Source organism: Nocardioides ginsengisegetis (assembly GCF_014138045.1).
In the GTDB taxonomy this organism is placed as follows: domain Bacteria; phylum Actinomycetota; class Actinomycetes; order Propionibacteriales; family Nocardioidaceae; genus Nocardioides; species Nocardioides ginsengisegetis.
In genome coordinates this window covers 1,213,409-1,229,670 of record NZ_JACGXA010000001.1, presented here as the reverse complement: position 1 = coordinate 1,229,670, position 16,262 = coordinate 1,213,409, and the positions used below count along the sequence as shown (strand labels likewise).

Sequence of the window (16,262 nt, the reverse complement as noted above, 5' to 3'; positions counted from 1 at the left end):
TCACAGCAGGTCGCGCGCCACCCCCACCGGCTGTGAACGCGACGTCCCGGATGCGACCAGGGACAGCTCCCCCGTCTCGACGTCCCACGCGACCAGCTGCCACGGCTCACCGAAGGTCGGAGCGTGCTGGAGCAGCACGGTGCTTCCGTCCAGCCAGGCGAGTGGCCGCACGCCGTCCACGCCCAGGCCCGCGATCCCGACGCCCGGCTCGTAGGTGGTGCCCGCGATCGGGAGGTAGGCCGAGGCGACGTACGACGGCCGGTCGAGGACGACCAGCCCCGCATGGTCGGTGGGCCGGTCGTCGCGCGGGATGCCCGAGACGGTGCCGACGACCCGGTCGGCGGAGGCGACCGGCAGCGAGAGGCGCTCGAGCGCGTCCGCGTCGAGGCTGCGCGTCGCGGCACCGTCCGCCACCTCACGGATCACGTTCCCGTCGCGGCCGATCCCGAAGACGACCTCGGTGCCGCCGGGGTCCATGGCCACGCCGCTGACCATGGCGGTGTCGAACGTGGTGGCCGTGGGCTTCGCGTTGCCGTCGACGGCCACGGTGGCCACGCCGGCCGCCGGGCTGCGGACCAGGAGTCGGGTGTCGCCGACCCACACGAGTGAGCTGCCGAGGCCGGTCCACATCGATGCAGGACCGGGCGGCAGCCCCAGCTCGCGCCAGGTGCCGTCGCGCACGTCGGTCACGAACACCCCGGCGGGTCCCGCGTTGGCCAGCATGGTGCCGTCTTCGCTCAGGCTGGTGACGTAGGACGAGCCCGAGGGGGCGTCGAAGGCGGCCCAGGTGCCGTCGGCCCCCAGCAGGTGGAGCTGCCGGTCGCCGTCGGACAGCACCGCGCGAGCCGGTCCGTCGAGCGGCAGGTCGGCCGCGTCGGACGGCGGGTCGAGGTCTGCCGGCAGGGAGGTGGACCGCCGCGGCAGCTGCGAGGCGTCTCGCGGGTCCCAGGTGTCCTGGACGGCCGAGTCGGGCATGGCCGGGACAGTCGTCGGCGGCGCGATCGGCGGCGCGCTCCGGTCCGCGCCCGGGAGGCTGGTGGCCAGCGCCACCGCGACGACGGCCACGGCTGCGACCGCACCTGCGACCAGGCCACGACGGCGGTTGCGCACGACCCGGGCGCGGGCCAGGGCGGAGACGGCAGCGTGGTGCGGGCTGTCGACGGGGGCGATGGCGTCGGTGGCACGGTCCAGGACGGCGTACAGGTTCTGGTCCTGCTGCGGTTCGGTCATCGGGTCCTCCCGATCAGGTCAAGGAGCTCGGGGGCTCCCTCGCGCAGGCGGGCCAGCGCGGCGGCGTTGGTGCTCTTGACGGTGCCGACGCTGATCCCGAGGACATCGGCGGTCTCCCGCTCGGTGAGGTCGTCGAAGTGCCGCAGCACCACGACCGCCCGCTGGCGGGTCGTCAGGCGGTCCAGCGCCCGGCCGACCACGAGGGCGGTGTCCGGATCCGTCGAGACCTGCGCCGCCTCCGCCCGGGCGGCGCCGGGCTGCTCGCGGTGGTGGCGCCGCCACCAGGAGACGTTGTCACGCGCGATGATCGTGCGGGCGTACGCCGCCGGATGCCCGGTGCGGAGCCGGGGCCAGCGCAGCGCCACCTTGATCAGGGCGTCCTGCACCAGGTCCTGGGCGCGGTGCAGGTCGCCGCTCAGCAGGTAGGCCGAGCGCAGCAGCGGTCGCTGGTGCGCCGCCACCCACTCGATGAACTCCGAGTCGTCCACGTCAGCCTCTCGTCGGTTGCGTCCATCCCTGCAACGCGCGGCCACCCTCACATGGTTGTGCCGATCTCGTGCGAATCCCGCGCGGACCGATGAGCGCGCTCCGTCGACGGGGTCTGTACCCGTGAGAGCCGAGGGACCAGACTCGGACCCGCCGGAGAAGGAGCCCGTCATGCCGATCACGACCTCGATCACCCCCTGCCTGTGGTTCGACGACAACCTGGAGGAGGCGATGGACTTCTACACCAAGATCTTCCCCAACTCCTCGATCGGCAACGTCCAGCGCTACGGCGAGGCCGGGCCGGGCGAGCCCGGCACCGTGATGGCCGGCGACTGGGTGCTGGACGGGCTGACGTTCCGCGGCATCAACGGCGGGCCGATGTTCGCCTTCACCGAGGCGATCTCCCTCAGCGTCACCTGCGACGACCAGGACGAGGTCGACTACTACTGGGAGAACCTCGTCGCCGGCGGCGAGGAGTCGATGTGCGGCTGGCTCAAGGACAAGTTCGGGCTGTCCTGGCAGATCGTCCCGACCCGGCTGTTCGAGCTGATCTCCGACCCCGACCCGGTCAAGGGGCAGGCCGCGATGCAGGCGATGCTCGGCCAGCGCAAGATCGTGATCGCCGAGCTCGAGGCGGCGCACGCCAGCGCCTCCTAGGGTTCGGTGCATGCCGATCGCGCCCACCCCGGACCCGCCGTACACCGCCGTGGTCTTCACGTCGCTGCGCACCGAGGGCGACCACGGCTACGCGCACATGGCCGACCGGATGGACGCGCTCGCGGCCCGGCAGCCGGGCTACCTCGGCATCGAGTCCGCGCGTGAGCCCGACGGCTTCGGCATCACCGTGTCCTACTGGGCCTCCGAGGACGACGCCCGCGCGTGGAAGCAGGTGGCCGAGCACCTCGTCGCGCAGGAGCGCGGACAGCACGTCTGGTACGCCGCCTACCGCGTCCGGATCGCCACCGTCACCCGGGACTACGGTGCGTGAGCCGCCGGCCGGCGTCGCCGAGGCCGACGTCCTCGCGGCCGTCCGGGCGACCTGGTCGTCGGAGGTGGACGCCGTCGCGCACCTGGCCGTCGGCTTCGGCGCGCACCACTGGGTCGCCTCAGCGGGCGGCCGACCCCAGCTCTTCGTGACCCTCGACGCGCTCGGCGCGCGGCACTCCTTCGCATCGCTCTCGGGCGCCTACGCCGGGGCGGCGGCCCTGGCCTCGTCCGGGTTGTCGTTCGTCGTGCCGACGCTGTCGGTGGTGCCGTTCGGCGACGGCGCCCTGAGCGCGACGCCGTGGGTCGAGGGCGAGGTGGCCGGAAGGGGGCCGCTGGCCTCGGCCTCGGATGCACGCCAGTCGGTCGCCCAGCTCGCCGCCCTGCACGCCGCCGATCCCCCGGCCGGCATCCCCGCGTGGGCGCCGCTCGTCCCCGTCGACTTCGCGAAGACGCTTCTGACCCGGCTCGATCGCCCGTGGGACACCGGCCCCTTCGGCGAACGGGCCCGTTCGGCCCTGTGTTCTCACGCGGACGATGTCGCGCGCTGGGTGTCGACGTACCACCGCCTCGCCGACGAGGCCCGCACCCTCCCCTGGGTCCCGACCCACGGCGAGCCGCACACGCGCAACATGCGCCGGACCGGCGACGGGCTGGTGCTCGTCGACTGGGAGTCGCTCAAGCTAGCGCCGCGCGAGCGCGACCTGCGGACCCTCGTCGACAGCGGCCACGCCGACCTCGCGCGCGCCCACCCCCCGATGCTCGAGATGTTCGACCTGGAGTGGCGGCTCGATGAGGTCGCGCAGTACGCCGCGTGGTTCGAGGCGCCGCACGCCGGCACGGCCAGCGACGAGGTCGCGGTCAACGGGCTGATCGAGGAGCTCAAACGGCCAGAGTGGCAGCACCAGGTGTGAACGAGCCCCTCACTCGCGACGAGGTCTGTTCCTGATCCACTCGACTGCCGGTCGGCCGCGTCTGGGCGGCGGGAGGAACTCGGGTTTGCCGTCGTGGGGGTTGAGCCGGACCTGCCAGGGGGTGTGGTGGATGACCCGGTGGTGGTGGCCGCACAACAACACGAGATTGGCCAGACAGGTCGGGCCGTGGTCGGCCCAGTGCACGATGTGGTGGGCGTGACACATCACCGGCGGACGGGTGCAGCCCGGGAACGCGCAGTGCCGGTCCCGGCAGACCAGGGCCTTCCAGATCGCCGGGGTGACCAGCCGGCAGGTCCGGCCCACGTCGAGGACCTCGCCCTTGCCGCCCAGCGCGATCGGGATGATGTCGGCGTCGCAGGCCAGCCGCCGGACGACCGAGGGGGCGAGCTCGAGACCGTCCTCGGTGGTCGCGGCTCCGCTCGTGCCGAGGGTGGCCCAGTCGATCCGGCCGCGGAGCACCTCCAGGCGGGTGGTGACCGCGACCCGGGGCCGGGCGCCGTGGCACTCCGGCGGCAGGTCGGTGTCCAGGGCGTGCTGGGCGGTCTGGACGAGGGCGTCCCACATCCGGGCGCCGTGGTCGCGGGGATCCCGGCCCTCTTCACAGGTCTCGGGGTCCATCCCTGTGCCCATGGCCGGGGCCGGGGTGGTCAACGGCAGCAGCGCCGCCCGCATCACCGCCGCATCCTCCACGGTCCCGCGGCCCTTGAGCCGGACCCCACCCGCGCCGTCCTCGGTGATCGCCAGGAACCGACCCAGGTGCGCGGCCCGGTCGTCGCGGTCCAGCGCCCGCTCGGCCTCACGCTCGGCCTTCTCGGGGTCGGCGACCTCGACCAGGTGCCGCGCCGCCCTCGCCAGGTCGGTCGCGTTCAGCCGCCCCGCCTCCTCCAGCAGGACCGCCTCACCCCGGGCCCGGACCGCCTCGGCCGTCGGGAGCTTGTCCACCGCGTCGAGCACCACCCCGACCTGCTCCGGGGACACCGCGCCCTGGACCAGTGCCGCCCGGGTCGCGGGCCGCTCGGCCAGCGCGACCGCGTGCCGCAGCATCCGGTGACCCTCACGTCGGGACAGCCCCGCCAGCTGGGTGAACCAGTCGGCCGTCGAGCCCCAGCCCAGCTCGGTCTTCGCCACCTCCCGGGCGTCGATCTCGGCCAGCACCGCCAGCTCCACCGCCGCCAGCTGGGAGCGCACCGCCTCCAGCTCCTCCAGCGTCCCGACCAGCTCGTGCGACCCCCGCGCCGCCCACAACACCTCACCCAACGAAGCCAGCAGCCCGCCCGCGTCCGCGACCACACCCGCGGGTGTCGTCAGCGAAGTCGTCGGCTGCTCCATGACCCGACTCAACCAGAGCCCACCGACAGTCAGACCTCGCTGACCAGCGGATGTTCCACCATGTGAGACACTAATCGAAGATTTGTTCCCACGCTGGAGCGGTCCGCGCCCGGCCTTCAAGCGGTGAGCAGTCAACCGTTTCTGGCGCGGGTCCCGGCCAGCGGTGAGGCGTCAACCATCCACCGTTGAGCTTCGGTTGCTGACCCACCGCTCCGGCCGCCACCGGCGAGGATTCGGTTCACAGCTCACCGCTGCGGGCGCCCGCGCATGCGGGCGGTGCGGGCGGAGCCCGTGCCGACAGCGCGCCGCCGAGCCGACCGTCCGGGTCCCGGGGTCAAGGACGGCGAAGCCGCCGCGCAGCGGCCGGAGCGAAGCGGAGGTCCTGGACGCCGGGAGACGGTCGGCTACGCGCGCGGGCGCGCCCAACCACTGGACAGGGGAACCGTGCGACACGGGGCCGCCTCCCAGCCCACCGGGTTTCGAGGCTCAGGCCTGGCGGCCTTCGCACCTCAACCAGCGGCCGGGGGCCTACTGGACCGTGTTCCCCGCTATGTGGCTCCACATCAGCACCAGGAAGACCATGATCGCGAGCTCGGCGACGCACCCGGTCACCAGCCCGACGCCGAACCACCGCCCGCGCCGCGACATCCACGCCGCCGCACCCACCATCACCGCGACGACGAGCAGCACCCAGTAGACCCAGAGACCCGCCCCGGCGAGGAACGCCGCGACGCCGGCGAGGTTCACGAGCAACCCGAGGACGAACCCGACGAACCAGGCCACGGCACCGCGCACTGGCGCCGAAGCGGGGGTCGACGAGACGGGGGCGGCCACGCCGTCACCCTGCCCGTGACCATCGCCACAACCACGCGCCACCCCGCATCGGACTAGCCTGAAGTCGGTCCGTGGACTCCGTCAGGGAGCCGCGAGATGACGATGAGAGGGAGCTCGTTCATGAGCACTGAAGAGACCGCGCCCTACGGCACGGGACCGACCGCCGCCCCCACCGGCCCAGCTCCGGTGAAGCGGGTGCGCACCCACCACCTCCGCGAGATGAAGGCGCGGGGCGAGAAGTTCACGATGCTGACGGCCTACGAGCAGTACGCCGCGCAGACCTTCGACGAGGCCGGGATCGACGTACTCCTCGTCGGCGACAGCGCATCCAACAACGTCTACGGCAACGAGACCTCGCTGCCGGTGACCGTCGACGAGCTGATCCCGCTGGTGCGGGCCGTGACCCGCTCGGCCCGGCGGGCGCTCGTGGTCGCCGACCTTCCGTTCGGCTCCTACCAGGCCTCGCCCGAGCAGGCCTACCTGACCGCGGTGCGGTTCATGAAGGAGGCCAACGCCCACGCGGTGAAGCTCGAGGGCGGGCTGGCGATGGTGCCGCAGGTCCGCAAGATGACCGAGGGCGGCATCCCGGTGATGGCGCACATCGGCTTCACGCCGCAGTCCGAGCACAACCTCGGCGGCTACCGGGTCCAGGGCCGCGGCGACGCCGCCGCCCGCGTCATCGAGGAGGCCCAGGCCCTCGAGGCCGCCGGCGCGTTCGCGGTCGTCATGGAGATGGTGCCCGGCGAGGTGGCCGGCGAGGTCACCAAGTCGGTCGGCATCCCGACCATCGGCATCGGCGCCGGCGTCGACTGCGACGGCCAGGTGCTGGTCTGGCAGGACGCGTTCGGCCTGCGCACGGGGCGGATGGCCAAGTTCGTCAAGCAGTACGCCGATCTCCACGGCGTGCTCCGCCGGGCCGCCGAGGACTACGCGGCGGACGTGAAGGCCGGCACCTTCCCCGGGCCCGAGCACACCTTCTGAACGACCCCGGACATGGGAGAGCCCGCTCGGCCTGTCCCCCCAGTCGCCGAGCGGGCGATGTTCCCAGTCGTGGTGCGGAGCGCGCGGCAGGGGCCGCCTTCTCCCAGAGTGAGGGGCTCGAAGCCCCCCATCTCCCGACCAGTTCACCGGTTCGTGTGTCCCCTGCGACCCGGTGATGAGGAAGACGCTAGGACGCCGATTCCCACGCCGGGGACACAACCGGGAAACGCCTAGTCCACCGCTCGGTAACAGATCGGCAAAACGGTCGACACGAGTCACAACAGCCCCAGAGATCACCGCTCCCCTTTCGGGTCGGGGGAAACAGGGACCGAGATCGACCCTCCCGCGAGCCCGCGGCAGCGTCGTACGGTGACAGGCATGCGGATCCTTCTCGGTGCCCTCGCCCTCGCCCTGCTGGTCCCCGCGGCCCCGGCCGCCGCCAACCGTGGCCCGGGCGGGCTCCAGCCGCCGGTGCCGGCGTCGGTGCTCGACCAGATGGCGCTCACCCAGTTCAAGCACGACCGGGCCGCGGCCCGCAGCGTCCCGACCCTGCACGTCCGCAAGCAGGTGACCGGGCTCGACCACCCGTGGGACGTGCAGTCCATCGGGCACGGGCGGCTGCTGTTCACCCAGCGCGACCGGGCCACCCTGTCGGTCTGGCAGGACGGCAAGACCCGGACCGTGAAGTTCCCCAGCGACCAGGTCTGGGTCTCCGGCGAGACCGGCCTGATGAGCCTGGCCATCGATCCCGACTTCGACAGGAACGGCCGCTTCTACCTGTGCCAGGGCGGCTTCCGCAGCGGCGGCGGCCACGACGTCCGCGTCATCGCCTGGCGCCTCAACGACGCCGCGACGCGGGCCACGAAGATCAAGAAGCTCATCGGCGGCTTCCCGACGAGCTCGGGCCGCCACGGCGGTTGCCGGGTGATGATCACCCGCAACGGGTCGCTGCTCGTCGGCACCGGCGACGCCGCGATCGGCACCAACCCCGAGGACAAGCACTCCCTCGGCGGCAAGACCCTGCGGCTGGACCGCAAGACCGGCGACCCGTGGCCGACCAACCCGTTCATCCACGCCGCCAACAAGCGCCAGCGCTACATCCAGACCTACGGCCACCGCAACGTCCAGGGCCTGGCCGAGCGCCGCGACGGCTCGCTGTGGAACGTCGAGCAGGGCACCTACCGCGACGACGAGGTCAACAAGCTCGTCAACGGCGGCGACTACGGCTACAACCCCGTCCCCGGCTACAACGAGGACGTCCCGATGACCGACCAGTCGCTGCCCGGGAAGCAGATCGAGGCCAGGTGGAGCTCGGGTGACCCGACCCTGGCCACGAGCGGCGGCTCGTTCGTCTACGGCAAGAAGTGGGGCGTCCTCAACGGCACGCTCGCCGTGGCGGTGCTCAAGTCGACCCGCGTCGTGTTCATGACCTTCGACGCCAGCGGCAAGCTCGTGCGCACCCGCACCCCCGACGCGCTGCGCCACCACGGCCGGCTCCGCTCGCTCACCGAGGCGCCCAACGGCGACCTGCTCATCACCACCGACAACGGCGACGGGAACGACGCGATCCTGCGGGTCACTCCCAGCTGAGGCTCCGCGTCAACCGGCCGGGTCCCTGGCGCGTCCCACTAGCAGGAACGCAACCCCTGGAGACCCCCATGACAGTACGACGCATCCTCGCCACCCTGCTCCCCGCGCTGGCCCTGGTCGCCGGCAGCATGCCGGCCCCCGCGTCGGCGCTGCCCGACTGGGTCGACCACTCCACGACCTGGACCAACCCCGATGCGAAGTCGCCCCGGGTCGTCGACCTCCGCTACGCCCACCACGACGCCTTCGACCGGGTCGTCATCGAGATCGACGGCGCCATCCCCGGCGGGCACGCCCGCTACGGCAAGACCTTCCACTACGACGGCTCCGGCGCTCCGGTCCCGATCAAGGGCCGCTCGGGGATCCACCTGGTCCTGACGCCCGCGCAGGCCCACGACAACGACGGCAACGACGTCTACGACGGCCCCGCCATCGCCCGGCCGCACTTCGAGACCCTCAAGGCCCTGGCGTTCACCGGCGACTTCGAGGGCTACGTCAGCTTCGGCTTCGCCCTGACCCACCGGGCGCCCTACCGCGTCTTCAAGCTGCACGACCCCCAGCGACTGGTGATCGACTTCCAGCACCCGTGAGTCAGGCGGTCCACCCGAGCCAGGCGCCGCCGGCGGTCAGCAGCCCGAACCACAGCACCACCGCGAACACCGGCACCCACGGCACCCACCTCGGGTGGGCCGTCCACCAGACGGCGCAGACGAGCAGCAGCACCAGCCAGGCCGCGAGCAGGAGCACGACGGCCCACCACGGCGCGACGAGCCCGCTGGCGGCGTACAGGAAGAACGCGCAGGCCATCCCGGCCATCCCGACGAACGGCCAGGGCGACGTGGCGTTGCGGTTGCGCCGGCTGGGCTTGCTCATACCTGCGGAAACTACACTCGTCCGACGTGACTCCCGTGGCCCCCGCAACGATCTCCCCGCGCCGACCCGTGCCGGCGCACATCCCCCGACCCGAGTACGTCGACCGGCCAAAGCCCGCTCCGTTCACCGGCACCGAGGTCAAGGACGCCGAGACCATCGAGAAGATGCGGGCGGCCGGCCGGCTGGCAGCCCAGGCCCGTGAGCTGGTGGGTGCGGCCGTGGCGCCGGGCGTGACGACCGACGAGCTGGACCGGATCGGCCACGAGTTCCTCTGCGACCACGGCGCCTACCCGTCGACGCTGGGCTACCGGGGCTTCCCCAAGTCGCTGTGCTCGAGCGTCAACGAGGTCATCTGCCACGGCATCCCCGACAGCCGGCGGGTCGAGGACGGCGACATCGTCAACATCGACATCACCGCCTACCTCGACGGCGTGCACGGCGACACCAACGCCACGTTCCTCGCCGGCGACGTCGACGAGGAGTCGCGGCTGCTGGTCGAGCGCACCCGCGAGGCTCTGGAGCGCGGCATCAAGGCGGTGAAGCCCGGCCGCCGGATCAACGTGATCGGCCGCGTCATCGAGTCCTACGCCGCCCGCTTCGGCTACGGCGTGGTCCGCGACTTCACCGGTCACGGCATCGGCACCCACTTCCACAGCGGCCTGATCGTGCCCCACTACGACGAGGCGGCCTACGACACCCTGATCGAGGTCGGCATGACCTTCACGATCGAGCCGATGCTCAACCTCGGCACCCACGAGTGGGTCATGTGGGACGACGACTGGACGGTCGTGACCCGCGACCAGCGCCGCTCGGCGCAGTTCGAGCACACGCTGCTCGTCACCGCCGACGGCGCGGAGGTCCTCACCAACCCCTGAGGCCACCCGAGGTCACTCGAGGCACCCAGCCCTCGCGCGACACACGCCTGCAACGCGTTCTTTGTAGGGTCGGGCCATGAACGCGATGTTCGAGGGTTACGGGGCCCCGGGCCCGGCGTACGACGAGATGTTCGACGGCGACGCGCTCAGGTCGCCGTACCTCCGGCTGCGCCACTCGCTGCAGCCGATGACCACCCCCGACCTGGTGGGACGGGTCGAGGCGCTGCAGGCCAGCTACCTCGACCAGGGCGTCACCTTCGACATCGGCGGCGAGGAGCGGGCCTTCCCGCTCGACATCCTGCCGCGCGTCATCGAGATGGACACGTGGTCGACCATCGAGCGGGGCGTGCAGCAGCGGGTCCGGACGCTCGAGGCCTTCCTCGCCGACGTGTACGACGCCGGGCAGGTCTTCAGCGACGGCGTCATCCCCCGCGAGGTGATCGCGACGTCGTCGCACTACCACCGCGAGGCCGCCAACGTCCGGCCGCCCAACGGGGTGCGGGTGCACGTCTCGGGCATCGACCTGATCCGCGACAACCAGGGGGAGTTCCGGGTGCTCGAGGACAACGTGCGGGTGCCCTCCGGGGTCTCCTACGTGATGACCAACCGGCGCGCGATCTCCGCGGCGCTGCCCGAGACGATCGCCGAGCACCGGATCCGGCCGGTCGCGGGCTACCCGCAGCGGCTGCTGGCCGCGCTGCGCGCCGCGGCCCCGGCCGGCGTCACCGACCCGACCGTCGTCGTGCTCACGCCGGGCGTCTACAACGGCGCCTACTTCGAGCACGCCCTGCTCGCGCGCACGATGGGCGTCGAGCTCGTCGAGGGCCGCGACCTGGAGTGTCGCCGCGGCCGCGTGATGATGCGGACCACCGGCGGCCTCGAGCCCGTGCACGTGATCTACCGCCGCATCGACGACGAGTTCCTCGACCCGGTGCACTTCCGGGCCGACTCGGTGCTCGGCTGCCCCGGCATGCTCGACGCCGCCCGGGCCGGCAACGTGACGCTGGCCAACGCCGTCGGCAACGGCGTCGCCGACGACAAGCTCGTCTACACCTACCTGCCCGACCTGATCCGCTACTACCTCAACGAGGAGCCCGTCCTCAAGAACGTCGACACCTGGCGGCTCGGCGACGACGAGGCCCGCGAGGAGGTGCTCGACCGGCTCGACGAGCTGGTCCTCAAGCCGGTCGACGGCTCCGGCGGCAAGGGCATCGTGATCGGCCCCCGCGCCACGAAGCCGGAGCTCGACGAGCTGCGGGTCAAGGTCCTCGACGACCCGCGGTCCTGGATCGCCCAGCCGGTGGTGCAGCTGTCCACCGTGCCGACGTTCGTCGACGGCCGGCTCGGGCCGCGCCACGTCGACCTGCGGCCGTTCGCCGTCAATGACGGCAACCGGGTGTGGGTGCTGCCCGGAGGCCTGACCCGGGTCGCGCTCGCCGAGGGCGAGCTGATCGTCAACTCCTCCCGCGGCGGCGGCTCCAAGGACACCTGGGTGCTGGCGGGGCCGACCCAGGAGATGCTCACCGTCAACGGCTCCGGTCCGGCGGCCGAGGCCGAGCCACCGCCGCCACCCGTCCCGCCCGAGCTGGTCCCGGCACCTGCCGGCCCGGCGCTGAGCGACCGCACCGGACAGCTCGAGCAGCAGCAACAGCAGCAGCAGGGGGCGTCGTGCTGAGCCGGATCGCGGAGTCGATGTTCTGGATCGGCCGCTACGTCGAGCGCGCGGAGGACACCGCCCGCATCCTCGACGTGCAGACGCAGCTGGTCCTGGAGGACGCCACGATCGAGGAGGAGAGCACCTGCCGGGCGCTGCTGTCGATCATGGGCGTCGAGGGCGAGCCGGAGCAGACGCCCGACCTCGGGCTGGTGCTCGACATGCTGGCCTACGACCCGTCGTCGCCGGTCTCGATGGCCGCGGCGCTCGGGGCCGCCCGCGAGAGCGCCCGTCGGGCCCGCGAGACGCTGTCGGTGCCGATGTGGGAGGCCATCAACACGACGTACCGCGCCATCCCCTCGGGGCACTTCCACACGATGCGGGCGCCGGCGATCTTCCAGTGGGTCCGCGAGCGGGCCGCGCTGATCAACGGCACCGCCGACGCCACGATGACCCGCGACGAGGGCTGGCACTTCCTGGTGCTTGGTCGCTGCGTGGAGCGCACCGACATGACCTCGCGGCTGGTCGCGACCGCCGCGATGTCGGCCAACACCGGCGCCCCGTGGACCAGCACGCTGCGAGCGTGCGGCGCCTACGAGGCCTTCCTGCGCACCTACCGCGGGCTCGAGACCGAGCGCGGGGCGGCGGAGTTCCTGCTTCTCGACCGGCTCTTCCCGCGCTCGGTGGTCTTCGCGCTGAGCCGGGCCGAGCAGTGCCTGGACAACCTGGAGTCCGCCGGCCAACGGGCCGGTTTCCAGAACGAGGCGCAGCGGCTGCTCGGCCGGATGCGTGCCGAGCTGGAGTACCGCTCGCTGTCCGACGTGATGGCCGACCTGCCCAACGAGATGGAACGCCTGCAGCGCACCTGCGCCCTGGCGACCGAAGCCGTCACGCGCCGCTACTTCGCCGGCGCCGAGGCCCTGACCTGGCAGGGGGTGCTGGCATGAGTGAGCGCAGCGAACGGGAAGGGGGCAAGCCATGCAGCTGAGGGTCGTGCACCAGACGCGCTACGAGTACGACGGCAAGGCGGTCGCGTCGTACAACCAGGCGCGGATGACTCCGCAGACCACGCCCGAGCAGATCGCCGTGCACACGCGCCTGGAGGTGACGCCGAAGCCGTGGACCTACGAGTACCGCGACTACTTCGGCACCGCCGTGACGGCCTTCGAGGTGCTCGACCCGCACGAGGCGATGACGGTCACCGCGACGTGCACCGTGCAGACCAACCGGCCCCCGACGCCCAAGCCGTCGATCAGCTGGGAGGGGCTCACCGGACCGGAGGTGTCGGACCGCTGGACGGAGTACCTCACCCTCCCCGAGACCGTCGCTCCCCCGGCCGACCTGGCCGAGCGGGTGGACGCCATCCGGGCCGCGTCCGAGCTGCCCGGCCTGGCCGCTCGCCGGCTGTGCGCGCTTGTCAACGACGAGGTCGAGTACATCCCCGGCGCCACCGACGTGCACACCCGTGCCGCGGAGGCGTGGGAGCAGCGCGCCGGCGTCTGCCAGGACATGGTCCACCTCGTCATCGGCGGGCTCCGCCAGATGCGGATCCCGGCCCGCTACGTCTCCGGCTACTTCCACCCGCACCCCCAGCCGACCATCGGCGAGACCGTCCACGGGGAGTCCCACGCCTGGGTGGAGTGGTGGGACAACGGCTGGCACCCCTTCGACCCGACCAACGACCACGAGCCCTGCGACCGGTACGTCGTCCTCGCCACTGGCCGCGACTACCAGGACGTCAAGCCGCTCAGCGGCATCTACTCCGGCTCCAGCACCTCCACCATGTCGGTGGAGGTCGAGGTGACGCGGCTCGGCTGATCCGCGGGTACGCTGCTCCCTGCGGATGGGCTGGCCGGGCGACCGCGGCCCCGACCTTCGGGTCGGGGGCGAGGAAGGTCCGGGCTCCACAGGGCAAGGTGGTGGGTAACACCCACCCGAGGTGACTCGCGGGAAAGTGCCACAGAGAACAGACCGCCGCCCGGCTCTCGTTTCGGCGAGGCCGGGAGGTAAGGGTGAAACGGTGGCGTAAGAGACCACCAGCGCCCCGGGTGACCGGGGCGGCTCGGCAAACCCCACCTGGAGCAAGATCAAGAAGTCCGGTGCTTGCACCGGACGCGCGCACGACCGAGGGCTGCTCGCCCGAGTGCGCGGGTAGATCGCTGGAGGCGGCCGGCAACGGTCGTCGTAGATGGATGGTCGCCCCCCGGTGACCCGTGAGGGTCCCGGGGACAGAACCCGGCCTACAGGCCAGCCCGTCCGCACCGGGGTGGCTCACCACGGTCATGTGGCTCGTGCCCGGCCGTGAGACTCAGGCGGGGGTCCGACTGGCGCTGACCGATTCGACCAGATCGGCGCCGGCGCAGGCACCGGATGTGGCGCGGAGGTGGGCGCCCAACCGAGCGACAGCAGCCCGATGCGGACCGCTGCCCATCAGCTCAGTCACCACCGCCGCGATCGCGTCGGGCTTGGCCTTCTTGGACAGGAGCCGGCCAGCGCCGGCGTCGACCAGCGACTGCCCGACCATTTTCTGGTCCAGCATCGGGTGCATGGGCATCACCAGCACCGGGAGGTCGTGGGCGAGGGCAGCCATCGTGGTCGCGTGGCCACCGTGACCGATCACCATCGACACCGTCGGCAACAGCTCCGCGTGGGGGACGAAGCCGCGGAGCTCGACGTTCGGTGGAGCGGTCAGGCTCTCCATCCCGATCGAAGGACCCACGGTGGCCATGCCCCGGACCTCGAGCAGGCCGAGCGCGTCGAGGATGTTCTGCATCGCTCGAGCCTGACCCGGGAAGTTGACGGTGCTGAGACTGACGAGCACGGTCGGCTCGCTGGGCGCCGCCGGCACACCCACCACCACGGGTCCCGTGTAGTGCACGTTGTCAGCCTGCGGGCCGACACCGGCTGGATCGAGCTCCGCGCTGCACGCCACCAACCGCGCCGCCGCGGCGCTCAGAAGCCTGCGCGCGGGGATTCGCTTGAGGGCCATGCCGACGCCCATGGGGCCCCGCAGCCACCGGCGGACCAGGTAGGCGTCGTACATGTGCTCGAGCACGACGTAGGGCACTCCGGCGGTCGCGACCGACTGCATCGCCCCGAACAGGATGCAGTCGATGACCACCAGACCGGCTGGCTCGCGCCGCAGCTCTTCGACGACGTCGCGCCCCATCCCGCGGTCTCCGAACACGCCGACGTAGTCGATCGGGGTGCTGTTGTCGGTCGCGGCAAAGGGCCGGGCGGTGTCGAACGCAGTGAAGTCGAGCCCCATCCCCGTCACCTGCGCGTGCTGGACCGGGTGCCCCATCACTCGGACGCGGTGGCCCCGCTGCTGCAGCTCGGCGGCGATGCCGAGTGCGGGCGGAACGTTGCCGCCTCCGTCCCACGTGACGAACAGGACGTTCATGACGGTTCTCCTTCAAGTCCGGACCCCTCGAGAAGGGAGGTCACCATCCGATGCATGAGACGTTCGGTGCGCGTTCGCGAGTAGCGGCGGTCGAGGCGCAGCAGCTTCCAGGTGTAGACGTCCGTCGCGACGACGAGCAGGTCGATGAGTGGGTCGCGTGGGCCGACGAACGGTGCGAACACCTCCCTCACCCAGGTGCGGTGCATGGCCCGTCCGCGACGGGTCAGCTCGGCGACCTGCGGGTCCGACGACTCCTGGGCGAGCATCATGAGCGCCGTGTGTCCCCGGTCCTCGTAGTGTCCGATGATCACAGCGACCGCCGCGTCGACGTCACCGACGGGCGCGTGGCGTTCCTCGGTCACCGTGGTGATCGCGTGGTCCATGGTCGCTTCGGCGAGTCCGGCACGACTCTTGAAGTGCCGGAGGATGGTCTGGACGCTGACGCCGGCTGCGTCGGCCACGTCCTCCAGCGAGATGTCGGGAAACATCCGCTCGCGACCGAGGTCGAACAGCGCGTCGATGATCCGACGTCGGGTCTCGGCGACGGCCTCGGCGCGTGCACCCATCGTGTAGGTGCGTGTTGTTTTCATGTCAATTGACAGTCACACTGAACTGTTTCGAAGTCAATGGTCATTCACACGAAATGTTGCCGGCGGCGCCCCATGGACCCCACGGATCAGTTGATGATCTCGGCGCGCTCTGCCTCGAGGACCGCCAGCCGGTCGCGCCAGGCCTGGAGCGCCTCGGGAGTCAGCCTCGTCCAGTCGGTGACCTCGCCGACGACCCGGAGCGGCTCGCTGCTGCGGTAGGACCGGGTGGGGTTGCCGGGGAACTTCTTGTCGGTCACGTTCGGGTCGTTCTCGAACGCTCCGGTCGGCTCCACGGCGTACACGCGCGGTTCGCCCTCGCCCGCGGCGAGCTCGGCAGCCAGCCCGGCGCCGTCACGCAGCGCGGTGAAGTAGATGTGGTTCATCACGATCTCGGGCCGGTAGTTCGACCGGAAGCCCGCCGTGAGGAGATCACCCACCCGCAGGTCTGCCTTCGTGCCGTGGAAGAACGGGCCCTCGTCCAGCACGTCGCTCACGCGCAGA

General features: G+C 71.7%; 18 protein-coding genes and 1 other RNA gene. 11 read left to right on the top strand and 8 right to left on the bottom strand.

Annotation, left to right across the window (positions count from 1 at the left end; genetic code table 11):
* Both FB382_RS05785 and FB382_RS05780 read right to left on the bottom strand, forming a co-directional pair.
* Entirely contained in the window at window positions 1-1,230 is a 1,230-nt protein-coding gene (locus FB382_RS05785) for a hypothetical protein (protein ID WP_182537531.1), read from the bottom strand.
* Complete coding sequence (locus FB382_RS05780) at window positions 1,227-1,718, bottom strand: SigE family RNA polymerase sigma factor (protein WP_343055499.1); 492 nt, start codon at window positions 1,716-1,718, stop codon at window positions 1,227-1,229. Before FB382_RS05780 ends, FB382_RS05785 begins: the two co-directional genes overlap by 4 nt.
* Before the next feature lie 169 nt (window positions 1,719-1,887).
* Between FB382_RS05780 and FB382_RS05775 the strand changes: the two genes are divergently transcribed.
* Genes FB382_RS05775 through FB382_RS05765 form a run of 3 tightly spaced genes read left to right on the top strand, consistent with a single transcriptional unit; the run spans window position 1,888 to window position 3,614 of the window.
* Window positions 1,888-2,373: a VOC family protein gene (locus FB382_RS05775; protein WP_182537529.1), complete on the top strand. Its 486-nt coding sequence runs from the start codon at window positions 1,888-1,890 to the stop codon at window positions 2,371-2,373.
* 10 nt (window positions 2,374-2,383) lie between these two features.
* On the top strand, window positions 2,384-2,704 hold the full coding sequence (locus FB382_RS05770) for an antibiotic biosynthesis monooxygenase family protein (RefSeq protein WP_182537527.1): 321 nt from the start codon (window positions 2,384-2,386) through the stop codon (window positions 2,702-2,704).
* The gene (locus FB382_RS05765) at window positions 2,697-3,614 is read left to right on the top strand and encodes a phosphotransferase (RefSeq protein ID WP_182537525.1); all 918 of its coding nucleotides are present in this window, start codon (window positions 2,697-2,699) and stop codon (window positions 3,612-3,614) included. The genes FB382_RS05770 and FB382_RS05765 overlap by 8 nt, the downstream gene beginning before the upstream one ends.
* Before the next feature lie 9 nt (window positions 3,615-3,623).
* Here the strand turns inward: FB382_RS05765 and FB382_RS05760 are convergent, their stop codons facing one another.
* Window positions 3,624-4,964, bottom strand: coding sequence for an HNH endonuclease signature motif containing protein (locus FB382_RS05760; RefSeq protein WP_182537524.1), 1,341 nt, complete (start codon window positions 4,962-4,964; stop codon window positions 3,624-3,626).
* Between the two features lie 528 nt (window positions 4,965-5,492).
* Window positions 5,493-5,798, bottom strand: a complete 306-nt coding sequence (locus tag FB382_RS05755) for a hypothetical protein (RefSeq protein ID WP_182537523.1) — start codon at window positions 5,796-5,798, stop codon at window positions 5,493-5,495.
* A 120-nt stretch (window positions 5,799-5,918) separates the two neighbouring features.
* Between FB382_RS05755 and panB the strand changes: the two genes are divergently transcribed.
* From panB to FB382_RS05740, 3 genes are all read left to right on the top strand, one after another.
* Window positions 5,919-6,779, top strand: coding sequence for a 3-methyl-2-oxobutanoate hydroxymethyltransferase (gene panB, locus FB382_RS05750; protein ID WP_246377099.1), 861 nt, complete (start codon window positions 5,919-5,921; stop codon window positions 6,777-6,779).
* A 378-nt stretch (window positions 6,780-7,157) separates the two neighbouring features.
* Complete coding sequence (locus FB382_RS05745; RefSeq protein ID WP_182537522.1) at window positions 7,158-8,369, top strand: PQQ-dependent sugar dehydrogenase; 1,212 nt, start codon at window positions 7,158-7,160, stop codon at window positions 8,367-8,369.
* 68 nt (window positions 8,370-8,437) lie between these two features.
* On the top strand, window positions 8,438-8,956 hold the full coding sequence (locus FB382_RS05740; RefSeq protein WP_182537521.1) for an AMIN-like domain-containing (lipo)protein: 519 nt from the start codon (window positions 8,438-8,440) through the stop codon (window positions 8,954-8,956).
* Between the two features lies 1 nt (window position 8,957).
* On the opposite strand, the gene FB382_RS05735 is transcribed toward FB382_RS05740, so the two are convergent.
* On the bottom strand, window positions 8,958-9,239 hold the full coding sequence (locus FB382_RS05735; protein ID WP_220481272.1) for a hypothetical protein: 282 nt from the start codon (window positions 9,237-9,239) through the stop codon (window positions 8,958-8,960).
* Window positions 9,240-9,265: 26 nt separating this feature from the next.
* Between FB382_RS05735 and map the strand changes: the two genes are divergently transcribed.
* From map to rnpB, 5 genes are all read left to right on the top strand, one after another.
* Complete coding sequence (gene map, locus FB382_RS05730) at window positions 9,266-10,114, top strand: type I methionyl aminopeptidase (RefSeq protein ID WP_182537520.1); 849 nt, start codon at window positions 9,266-9,268, stop codon at window positions 10,112-10,114.
* A gap of 76 nt (window positions 10,115-10,190) precedes the next feature.
* Window positions 10,191-11,789 (top strand): circularly permuted type 2 ATP-grasp protein, encoded by a 1,599-nt coding sequence (locus FB382_RS05725; protein WP_182537519.1) that lies wholly within the window; start codon window positions 10,191-10,193, stop codon window positions 11,787-11,789.
* Complete coding sequence (locus FB382_RS05720; protein WP_182537518.1) at window positions 11,783-12,715, top strand: alpha-E domain-containing protein; 933 nt, start codon at window positions 11,783-11,785, stop codon at window positions 12,713-12,715. Before FB382_RS05725 ends, FB382_RS05720 begins: the two co-directional genes overlap by 7 nt.
* A gap of 31 nt (window positions 12,716-12,746) precedes the next feature.
* On the top strand, window positions 12,747-13,586 hold the full coding sequence (locus tag FB382_RS05715) for a transglutaminase family protein (protein WP_182537516.1): 840 nt from the start codon (window positions 12,747-12,749) through the stop codon (window positions 13,584-13,586).
* Between the two features lie 26 nt (window positions 13,587-13,612).
* An RNA gene (rnpB, locus tag FB382_RS05710) (RNase P RNA component class A) lies at window positions 13,613-14,027 on the top strand.
* 49 nt (window positions 14,028-14,076) lie between these two features.
* Here rnpB and FB382_RS05705 read toward each other — a convergent pair.
* From FB382_RS05705 to arr, 3 genes are all read right to left on the bottom strand, one after another.
* Window positions 14,077-15,171 carry a glycosyltransferase gene (locus tag FB382_RS05705; protein WP_182537514.1) on the bottom strand — a complete coding sequence of 365 codons (1,095 nt, stop codon included), beginning with the start codon at window positions 15,169-15,171 and terminating at the stop codon, window positions 14,077-14,079.
* The gene (locus tag FB382_RS05700) at window positions 15,168-15,761 is read right to left on the bottom strand and encodes a TetR/AcrR family transcriptional regulator (protein WP_182537512.1); all 594 of its coding nucleotides are present in this window, start codon (window positions 15,759-15,761) and stop codon (window positions 15,168-15,170) included. The genes FB382_RS05705 and FB382_RS05700 overlap by 4 nt, the downstream gene beginning before the upstream one ends.
* A gap of 86 nt (window positions 15,762-15,847) precedes the next feature.
* Complete coding sequence (gene arr / locus FB382_RS05695; RefSeq protein ID WP_220481566.1) at window positions 15,848-16,261, bottom strand: NAD(+)--rifampin ADP-ribosyltransferase; 414 nt, start codon at window positions 16,259-16,261, stop codon at window positions 15,848-15,850.
* Window position 16,262: the final 1 nt, after the last annotated feature.